The sequence below is a fragment of the Gemmatimonas sp. genome, from assembly GCF_044345575.1.
Classification (GTDB): Bacteria; Gemmatimonadota; Gemmatimonadetes; order Gemmatimonadales; family Gemmatimonadaceae; genus Gemmatimonas.
On the sequence record NZ_JBIJAW010000105.1, the window covers coordinates 1 to 9,923 of the forward strand.

The 9,923-nt window shown below is 68.1% G+C and carries 4 protein-coding genes and 1 pseudogene; all 5 read right to left on the reverse strand.

Going from position 1 to position 9,923, the window contains the following annotated elements:
* On the reverse strand, nucleotides 1-1,004 hold a 1,004-nt coding region (locus ACIQ6O_RS08200), incomplete at its 3' end, for a PKD domain-containing protein (RefSeq protein ID WP_396207293.1).
* Between the two features lie 131 nt (nucleotides 1,005-1,135).
* Nucleotides 1,136-4,120 carry a PKD domain-containing protein gene (locus tag ACIQ6O_RS08205; protein ID WP_396207294.1) on the reverse strand — a complete coding sequence of 995 codons (2,985 nt, stop codon included), beginning with the start codon at nucleotides 4,118-4,120 and terminating at the stop codon, nucleotides 1,136-1,138.
* Between the two features lie 131 nt (nucleotides 4,121-4,251).
* Nucleotides 4,252-7,203 carry a PKD domain-containing protein gene (locus tag ACIQ6O_RS08210; protein ID WP_396207295.1) on the reverse strand — a complete coding sequence of 984 codons (2,952 nt, stop codon included), beginning with the start codon at nucleotides 7,201-7,203 and terminating at the stop codon, nucleotides 4,252-4,254.
* An 86-nt stretch (nucleotides 7,204-7,289) separates the two neighbouring features.
* Nucleotides 7,290-8,222: a hypothetical protein gene (locus tag ACIQ6O_RS08215; RefSeq protein WP_396207296.1), complete on the reverse strand. Its 933-nt coding sequence runs from the start codon at nucleotides 8,220-8,222 to the stop codon at nucleotides 7,290-7,292.
* A pseudogene (locus ACIQ6O_RS08220) lies at nucleotides 8,219-9,923 on the reverse strand (hypothetical protein); the annotation flags it as partial. The pseudogene ACIQ6O_RS08220 and the gene ACIQ6O_RS08215, both read right to left, overlap by 4 nt.

Below are 9,923 nucleotides of genomic sequence, written 5' to 3' on the forward strand. Positions count from 1 at the left end.
GCGGCGGTGACACTCGCGGTCGAGGGTAAGGGCGTGCCACTCACGCTGGCCGTTACGGTCAGCAGGGCGCCGCCGCACGTGGTGGGCTCGATCACGACCACGCGGCGCCCGTTTGCGTCGGTGGCGCCTTCATTGCGCACAGTGCTCGTCCCGCCGGTCACTGCCACCGAGACGGTGGCCCCGACCAGCGGATTGCCCTCGGCGTCGCGCGCCGTGACTTCGAGGAGCGTGGAATCCCCCGGTGCACTGACCACCGGGTCGGTGAGGCGGAGGCTGCTGCGCGCGAGGCTCAGGGTGGTCGCCTCGATGCTCACGTTCACCGGACGGAGCAGGGTGTAGTCGGCAATGGCCACGATCTGGGCGCTCTGCGTCAGCGGGCTGCCGATCGCGCCGGTCGTGACGCCGAGGGTGGTGGTGAGCGCACTCGGTTGCGTGACCCGCCACTCTCGGCCGCGGCCGCTCAGCCACACCGGCACGTTGGGGACGGGGAGCCCGAGGGCCGTGCGCGCCGTGACGGTCACGACGGTCGTGGCCGCCGCAAGGAGCGAGGTATTCGCCGCCACCACGAGTGACTGCGCGCTGTCCACCGCCGTCGCCGGCGCGCCGGCGGGCGAGACGACGAGCGACAGGGTGCGCGTGCTGCGGCTGCCGCTGTCATCGACCACGGTGACGCTCAGCGGATAGCTGCCGGCGCTGGCGTAGACGGTCTTCGCCTGGGTGCCGGCGACCTGGGTCGCGCCGTTCCCGAGATCCCACTCGTAGTGCACCACCGAGCCGTCGCGATCGAGCGAGTACGAAGCGTCGACCGTGACGGTGTCCCCGGGCCGCGGCCAGCGCGGCGAGACCGTGAACAGGGCGGTGGGGGCGACGTTGGCGGTATTGCTGCGTGGCCCGCTCGTGGCCGGCTCACTCGGCGTCAACGGCAACGCGCTATCCCCGCGGCATCCCCATACGAACAGGGAGGCGAGAACCAGCGGCCAGCGTCGGCGTGGTGATCGGAGCATGAGGGCGAGCAGAGTGCAACGAAGGTGAAGGCGGCGTCATAAAGACTGACCTTTCAAGTTTCGACGGCCAGCCGCAAAACTTGAGGATGAAGCGCACTTCGTGTTTGCCTTCGTGCGGCTGTCGCGTCCGGTTACGGCGTTCCCGTAAGTGTAAAAACTCTGCTCTGGCCTTGTCCGGCGGCGCCCGAGAGCCAGGCGGTGATCTGGTTGCTGCCACTCCCAATCGTGAGCGCCTGTCCGCCGGTGAGGGGGACCGTCGCAAAACCACTGGCGTCGGTCACTGTGCTGAAGGTGGTGGAGGCGCCGAATCGCGCTCCGCCGGCGGTGACCTGCCATGTGACCAGAGAACCGGCGATGCCAGCGGCGTTCGCGTCGGTGAAACGGATCGTGGGGGCGATGCTCGGACTCGCGCCGGCGGCCACGGTCTGCGAGTTGCCAGACGAAATGGCCACGGTGCCGATCCCCCATTTCGCCATGAGTGCGCGCTCCACGTTCAGGCGTTCGGTCGCATCGAGCGCCCGCGGAAGAATGAAGAACTCGCCGATGACACCGGCCCAGTTTCGGGCGAGCTGGAGGTCGCGGGTTGGGGCATTGTACGTCATCGTTCCCGCCCCCGTGATGAGGGCGATGCCGTTCCGTCGGAGCTGGCGCTGAGGCGTAGCGCCCGGCGCGACCGTGAACGACCACACGGCAGCGTCATAGTTGGGGATTTGCGCGCTGATGCGCGCCGAGCCCATGCAGCACGTCCCATAATCCCAATAGACGAGACCGCCGGTCCATGGGAGGTGCACCAGCATGCGGTTCGAAGTGAATGAGCGTTCGCCGAACACGTTCCCATCGATGGCGGCATTGGGCCGTGCCACGAGGAAGATTTCCGCCGCCGTGGTCAGCTGGTCGAGCGCGTTCGTCGCTTGCAGTGTGGTGAGCGCGGTAAACGCGATGGCGGGTCGGCCATTCACGGCCAGCGCGGACACCGTTGGACCCGAGGATCCCGAGGCCACGACAGCGTGCCGCGTGCGTCCGGAGAGGTCACTCCATCGCGTGAGCACGCCGGCATTCGTCGAAATGCTGGCACTGTTGGACGCGTCAAACCAGACGCTCATGGCGCAAGACGACAGGCCCGTGGGACAGCCACTCAGCGCCGCTGTTCCCGTGAAGGTGACGCTTTGGCCCACCCCGGATGCGGCACTGTACCACGCGACGAGCGTATTCACTCCGGCTCCCAGGGACCAGGCGACGCTCGCATAGCCACTGGCGTCGGTGGTGCTCGTGGTGCTGCCAACGCTGCCACCACCCGCGGCCACCTGCCAGGTGACTGTTGCCCCCGAGATGGGAACCCCCGCGTCATCGGTCACCCGCACCTGCGGGGCCGTGGCGACGAAGGCGCCTGGCACGGCCGTCTGGTTGTTTCCGGCCGTGAGCGACAGGGTGCCCAACGACCATTTGCGCATCAGCGACGCGTTGACCAGGCTACGCTCCGCATTGGTGAGGGCGCGCCGGAACAGCAGGACTTCTCCCACGTCACCATCGAAATAGCTGATTGTCCCTGCAATGTTCAGGCGCCCGATCGCCGCGCCGCTCCAGGTCGCGACGGCGTTGGTCGAAGCGTCACTGGCGAGCACGGCGCCATTGCTCATGAGGGATCGGGCCCCGCTGGCCCAGCGGCCGACGGTCACGCGTCCTGGCTCGGCGGCAATGCTCGTGAACGCCGGTACCACTGCGTCGAGGTTGTCGGTATAGGGCGCGAATCGCAGCGACGTACCGGTCTGGTAGCCCAGCAGCAGGTTGTTGAACGCCGTGGGCGTCGTGCCGCCAATCACGAAATTCGTACTCCGCCCCGAGCGGCGCCGCTCGACGACAAGCAGCGTGTAGGGTGCGCCGCTGGCGACGTCGCTGATGGGAAGAAATTGACTGGTGCCGTTGAAGCGGAGCGCCGTTCGGCCAATGAACCCGCCGGCAACGACGGTGGGACCGGCGGTGGCCGTGCTATGCCGTTGCGCGCCGCTCTTGTCGCGCCAGGTCGTGAGTGTTCCGGACGTCTGGGTAAGCGTACCGGCGTCGTCGGCATCGAACCATAGCGCCGGACCGCAGACGCCATACGCGGTGGGGGCGGCGGCGGTGACGATCACCGAGGCCGGCAGCGGTGTGCCGTTCACCGACGCGGTGATCGTCAGCGGGATCCCGCCACACGCGGTAGGCTCGATGACGACCACGCGACGACCATTGGCGTCGGTGGCGCCTTCGTTGCGCACGGTGCTGGTGCCACCGGTGACCGCCACGGAAACCGTGGCCGCGACCAGCGGATTGCCCTCCGCGTCGCGCGCCGTGACTTCGAGAAGCGTGGAATCGCCACCGGCGCTCACCACCGGATCGGTGAGGCGCACGCTGCTGCGCGTGAGGCTCAGATTGGTCGCGCCGATGCTCACGTTCACCGGACGGAGCAGGGTGTAGTCGGCAATGGCCACGATCTGGGCGCTCTGGGTCATCGGGCTGCCGATCGTGCCGGTCGTGACGCCGAGCGTACTGGTGAATGCACTCGGCTGCGTGACCTGCCACTCCCGGCCGCGGCCGCTCAGCCACACTGGCACGTTGGGGACGGGGAGCCCGAGCGCCGTGCGCGTCGTGACGGTCACGACGGTCGTGGCCGCCGCGAGGAGCGACGTGTTCGCAGCCGCTACCGCGGATTGTGCGCTGTCTACCGCTGTCGAGGGCGCGCCGGCGGGCGAAACGACGAGCGTGAGCGTTCGCGTGCTGCGGCTGCCGCCGTCATCGACCACGGTGACACTCAGCGGATAGCTGCCGGCGCTGGCATAAACGGTCTTCGCCTGCGCGCCGGCGACCTGCGTCGTGCCGTTGCCCAGGTTCCACTCGTAGTGCACCACCGAGCCGTCGCGATCGAGCGAGTACGAGGCGTCGACCGTGACGGTGTCACCGGGCCGGGGCCAACGCGGCGACACCGTGAACAGCGCAGTAGGGGCGACGTTGGCGGTATTGCTGCGCGGCCCGCTTGCGACCGGTTCACTCGGCGCCACCGGCAACGCGCTGTCCCCCCGACATCCCCACACGATCAGGGAGGCGAGGATCAGCGGCCAGCGTCGGCGTGGTGCTCGTGGCATGACGGGCGAGCAGGGCGCAGCAAAGGTGAAGGCGGCGTCATTCGACGGACCCTTCAAGTTTCGACGGGCGTCGGCGAATCTTGAGGGTGAGGCGGGCAGCATTCCGGTCATCGTGCGGCGGTGGCGGCGCCTTACGGCGTTCCAGTCAGCGTAAAGACCACGCTTTGGCCTTGGCCGGTTGCTCCGGCGAGCCAGGCGGTGAGCTGGTTGCTGCCGCTCCCGATCGTGAGTGCCTGCCCGCCGGTGAGTGGGACCGTTGCGAAGCCACTGCCGTCGGTCACGGTGCTGAACGTGGTGGACGCGCCGAATCGCGCTCCCCCGGCGGTGACCTGCCACGTGACCGGGGCTCCCCCGATGGGCGCACCGGTGGCGTCGGTCAGTCTCACGGTGGGCGCCACGCTTGGACTTGTCCCTCTCGTGACCGACTGGCTGTTGCCGGCGCTGATGACGTAGGTGCCGATCCCCCAGCGCGCCATGATCGCCCGCTCCACGAGCTGTCGTTCCGCCGTGGAGAGTGCGCGGTTGTAGATCAGTACCTCGCCGATCGACCCCGTACCGTTACGCCCGCTGCAGCAGAAATCTCTGCCCAAGTAAACATCCACGACCGCGCCGATACGTGCAGCGCTCACTGTGCTGGTCGTCGCCGCCCCATCGAGAAGGGCCGACGCGGAGGGTGCGGCGTACGCGAGGCCGTAGAGGTGTGGAATCCTGATGTTCGCGGGGGTAACCCCGGGCAACGGCGAGTAAGCCCCACCCGTGTTCACGACGTAAGGCGTGAGCTGACGTGAGTTGACGTCCGGGTGCAGAATGAACCCGTTGGCTCCGCGCGCGTTGGCGAGCCATCCGTGCGTGTTCCACGTCGTGGCGACGGACTGCCCGACGACATAGACGGTGATCCCGGCCGCCAATGTCGGCGAGACCTTCAGGGACGCCTGCGCGACGGCCGCATCGAATGCCAGCGCCCGGCGGCCATTCAGGAGAGCGGTCCCGCTGGCAGGGTAAGTGGGACCAACATCCCCGGTGATGGGCATGGCGACCAGCGCGGAAGCGCTCTTGTCGCGCCACTGCGTGACGCGAGAGCCCGTCACGGTCACCGTACTCGCGTCCTGCGCATCCAGCCACAGTACGGGGCTGCACACGCCGTACACACAGCTTGACGCCGTGGCGGTGAAGGTCGCGCTCTGGCCTGTGCCGACGGCTGCACCATACCACGCCACCAGTGTATTGGTGCCGCTCGAGCCTAGGGTCCATGACACGGTGGCGTAGCCGTTTGCATCGGTAGTGCTCACGGCCGTGGCGGTGCTCCCGCCACCGGCGGTCACCTGCCACGCAATCGTCGCCCCGGCGATGCCGACGCCTGCCTCGTTGAGGACGCGTACTTGCGGTTGCGTGGTCACCGCTGCGCCGACCGCTGCCGTTTGGTTGTTGCCGGCGGTAATGGTCAGGCTGCCGAGCGACCACTTACGCATCAGCGACTGGCTGACCGTCGTACGTTCCGCATCGCTGAGCGCGCGACGGTAGATGAGGAGCTCGCCGACGTCGCCATCGTAGAAGGAGAGCGAGCCGCTATGGTTGGCCCGACCGATGGCCGCACCGGTCCACTCCGCCAGCGTACTCGTTGAGGCATCCGCTATCACGCCCGCCCCGTTGCTCATCAGCGAGCGCGCCCCGCTGCTCCAGCGTCCGACGAGGAGGCGTCCAGGCTCGGCCCCGATGCTGGTGAATGGCGCAACAGCCCCATTGAGATTGTCCGCGTTTGGCGCGAGGCGAAGAGAGTTGTCGGTCGCGTAGCCAAGCACGAGACCGTTCAACGCGCTGCCGTTACTGCCCCCGACGGCGAAGTTGAGGCTGCGGCCGGAGCGCCGACGCTCGACCACGAACAGCGTGTACGGTGTACGGCTCGCCACGTCGGCGATCGGCACGAACTGCGTGGTCCCGTTGAAGCGCAGCGCGGTGCGGCCGTTGAAGGCGCTCGCATTCACCGTGGGGCCAGCGCTCGCCGTCGCGTGCCTCGCTCCGCCGCTCTTGTCTTGCCAGGCGCTCAGCGTTCCGCCGCTCTGCGTCAACGTGGACGCGTCATCCCCGTCGAGCCAGAGTGCGGCGCCGCACAGCCCATAGACCGTCGGCGCTGCCGCGGTGATGGTCGAGGTTGCGCCAATGGCCGTCCCGTTCACATTGGCGGCCACGGTGAGGGACGCACCGCCGCAGCTGGTTGGTTCAATCACCACCACGCGTCGGCCACTGGCATCGGTGGGCCCTTCATTGCGTACGGTGCTCGTGCCTCCCGTTACGGAGAGGGAAACCGTGGCACCGACGACAGGATTTCCCTCCGCGTCCCGTGCCGTCACTTCGATCAGTGTGGAATCCCCAGCGGCGCTGACGATGGGATCGGTGAGGCGCACCGCACTGCGGGTCGCACTCACACTCGTAGCGCCGATGCTCACGGTCACCGGACGGAGCAGGGTGTAGTCGGCGATGGCCACGATCTGGGCGCTCTGCGTCAGCGGACTACCGATCGTGCCGGTTGTGACGCCGAGCACACTGGTCAGCCCACTCGGTTGCGTCACCCGCCATTCGCGTCCACGGCCGCTGAGCCACACCGGCACGTTCGGCACGGCGAGCCCGAGGGCGGTGCGCGCCGTCACGGTGACAATCGTTGTGGCCGAGGCGAGCAGCGAGGTATTCGCCGTCACCACCAGCGACTGCGCACTGTCCACCGCCGTCGCCGGCGCACCGGCGGGCGAGACGACGAGCGTAACCGCGCGCGTGCTGCGGCTGCCGCTGTCATCGACAACGGTCACGCTCACCGGATAGCTGCCGGCGCTGGCGTAGACGGTCTTCGCGTGCGCGCCGGCGACCTGCGTCGTCCCGTTCCCCAGGTTCCACTCGTAGTGCACTACCGAGCCGTCGCGGTCGAGCGAATACGAGGCGTCGACCGTGACGGTATCGCCGGGACGTGGCCAGCGCGGCGACACCGTGAACAGCGCGGTCGGCGCGGTATTGGCGGTGTTGCTGCGTGGGGCGTCGTGTGTTTCGTGCGGGGCCGCCGTTAGCGGGGTGTCAGCGCCGCACCCCCACGCCATGACTGAAGCGTGGAGCAGCGCCCACCAGACACCACGCGAGCGCCGGCTCGGCTGAGGCCGGCCTGGGCGGCACGTTTGCCACATCGTTACGAGCCGGTATACCGAACGGAGATCGTGACGGTACCGGTATAAACGCCCGCCGCCTGGGTGGGGGTGGGAGACACGGTGGCACCCAGGCACAGCGACGTCCGCCCACTCGATCCAGTGGTCGGCGAGAGCGCCACGGTCAGCGTGTTGCCGGTCAGTGCCGTGCTGTTCGCCCCACTGCAATCCGGACCGGTGCGCTGGCGCCACGTGCCGATCGGGAGCGTGACGCCGCCACCCTGCAGTGTCAGCACCGACGGCAACGATTCGTACGTGATGTCGACCGACAGCGCGGCCGCCCCGTCGAGCAACAGACGCATGGCGCGGGCATCCGATGGCGCGATGGTCGCCGGCGTGCCGGCGTACACGGCGGGGAAGCTCATAGGGATGGCGGTCACGGTGATCGGCTGGAGGACGCTGGCCGTGACGGTGCTCTGTGCGGTCAGACTCTGCCTCGAGGAGGATGGCTCCCGGGCAACCACCATGATCGCGTCGGCGTAGTTACCGCTGGCGGTGGCCAAGGTAGGTTGAACGCTGGCACCGAGACGCAGCACGCCGACGCCGCTGGCATCGAGGGTGATCGCAATGTCGCCATTGTTCACGGGGGCCACAGTGGTCGGCGTACCGCTCGCGCCCGTGGCGACCGTGCCGGTCCAGCCGCCGATCTGCAACGCCGTTCCAGTGGTGCCCGTGAGCAGCGTCGGGAGCGTTACGGTGAGGACGAGCGAGGCGTTCGCCGGCCCCTGTACCGTAAACACGGCAGCGCCGGCGGCGCTTGGGGCGATCACGCGCGACTGTCGAGGGGCAACCTGGCCGAAGGTCAGTGGCTGGGTCGCCACAATACGCAGCGTTGGGGCCTGCGCTTGGGCGACAGACGCGATCGCGGTGGTGAGTGCCACCGCGACGCCGAACAGGACTAGCAGGCGAGACTTCATGGTGCCTTGCCCCCCGGGGGCGCTGCGTTGACGGTGCGCACCTCGGTGGTGCGGCCGTCGCCGGGATCTTCAACGAATGCGTAATTGATGCGGGTTTCGCCGAACGGCACCAGCATCGCCCATTCACGAACCACGGAGGGCACGAGTACACGCCCGTCTGCAGAGAGCGTGGTTTCGGAGCCTGCCGATACCGGCACGGCATCCATGACCGGCAACCCGGCGATGAGGAACCGTCCCTGTGCGTCAGTAATGACAGCCTGACCACCGACCCGGATGGTCACGTCTGAGAGGCGTGGCTCATCGGGATCGAAGCGGCCGTTGCGATTGCGGTCCTCAAAGGCGATGCCGCTGACGCGAGCGCGGAGGGCCACGAAGTCACCGCTCAGCCGCACACCTTCGCCACGGCCGGCGACCGTGGCGGTTCCCATGATGGTGGTGGTGCTTTGCATGCGTCCGCCCACGCCGCTCGCCATATCCTGGAAGAGCGTCGTGAGGGCCCCCTGATACTGCAGCTGCATGCGGAACGACGGAGCGCCTGCCCCCCGCAGCCAATCGATGCCGCCCTGCACGAACAACTGTCGCCCGAGGCTCGTACTCATCTGTCCCGTGACGTACCGGGGGCGCCAACGCGCGTCGGCCGAGGTCCCGATCGACACGAAGCTGCGGCGCACCCATACGGGTCCGCGAGGGAGCTGAGGCAAGGTCACCGTGGCGCCTCGCAAATCCGAAGCGAAACGACCGGCGATCGGGTCGCGGCTGACGACCCGATCGTAGGTAGCCTGAATGAGCGTCCGCCGCACGCGCGTTCCGAGCGTCGACGTCAGAATCTCGACGCGACCGCGCGGACCATCTGTGCCGCGCCACTGGGAGGAGATCCAGGCTTTGCCGAGGTCCCGCAACGGGCGAATGGTGATGCCCGCCGATTGCTCCGCCGTTCGGAACTGCGCTTGGCGCTGCAACCAGAACGGCACGCGCGTGGAATCCACGGCCTCACCGCCGGCCTCGAGTCGCACGTGCAGATTGGGCTGGATGACCGCGCGCGCACGCCACCACCCGGTGCGCGTGCCCTCGCCACGGAGCTGCACCCAATCGACGGGCGAGGCCACAAGTGCCGCATATGGCACGCGTTCAGCGATCGCTGAGCCGCGTGGGCGCAGCTCGTACGCGCCCACCCGGGCCGTATATCGTGAACTCAGCCCAATGCGGAGGTCGGCATTGCCCGTCACGCCGCACGGGCCGATGCGGCGGCGGCAGTCGCTTTCTGGCGTGTCGTTGTCCTGCAGCGTGACCCCGTACTCGATCGTTCGCGCAGGAATCAGATCCTGCTCGAGCGTGAGTAACGAGGCGTGCCGGGTGACCCCGTTGGGCGTATAGATCGCGATTTCGATGGTGTTCTGCCCAAAGTCGATGGGCATGGGCAGCGACCAGCGGCCGCTGCTGTCTGCGACCGTCACGCCGATCACCTGACCGTTGCGCGACAATTCGATTTCCGCGCCCGGCGGTGCTGTCCCGGTTCGGCGCATATCGCCAAGCTGTGTCGAGCGGAGGAACGGCGAGTTCGACAACGCGATGCCCCGACCGGCCATCACGACCGGTCCGGTGGCATTCCCGGAGCCGAGACGCCACTGCCGGAGCCATTTGTTGGTCGGAGCTCCCCCCATCCAACTGACATCCGCGATCGTGCGCGACATGGTCCCCGCT

Excerpts from the sequence above, each read along its gene's own strand:
- ACIQ6O_RS08210 (WP_396207295.1), bottom strand. The coding sequence starts at position 7,203 with ATGGCGTGGGGGTGCGGCGCTGACACCCCGCTAACGGCGGCCCCGCAC.
- ACIQ6O_RS08215 (WP_396207296.1), bottom strand. The coding sequence starts at position 8,222 with ATGAAGTCTCGCCTGCTAGTCCTGTTCGGCGTCGCGGTGGCACTCACC.
- ACIQ6O_RS08205 (WP_396207294.1), bottom strand. The coding sequence starts at position 4,120 with ATGCCACGAGCACCACGCCGACGCTGGCCGCTGATCCTCGCCTCCCTG.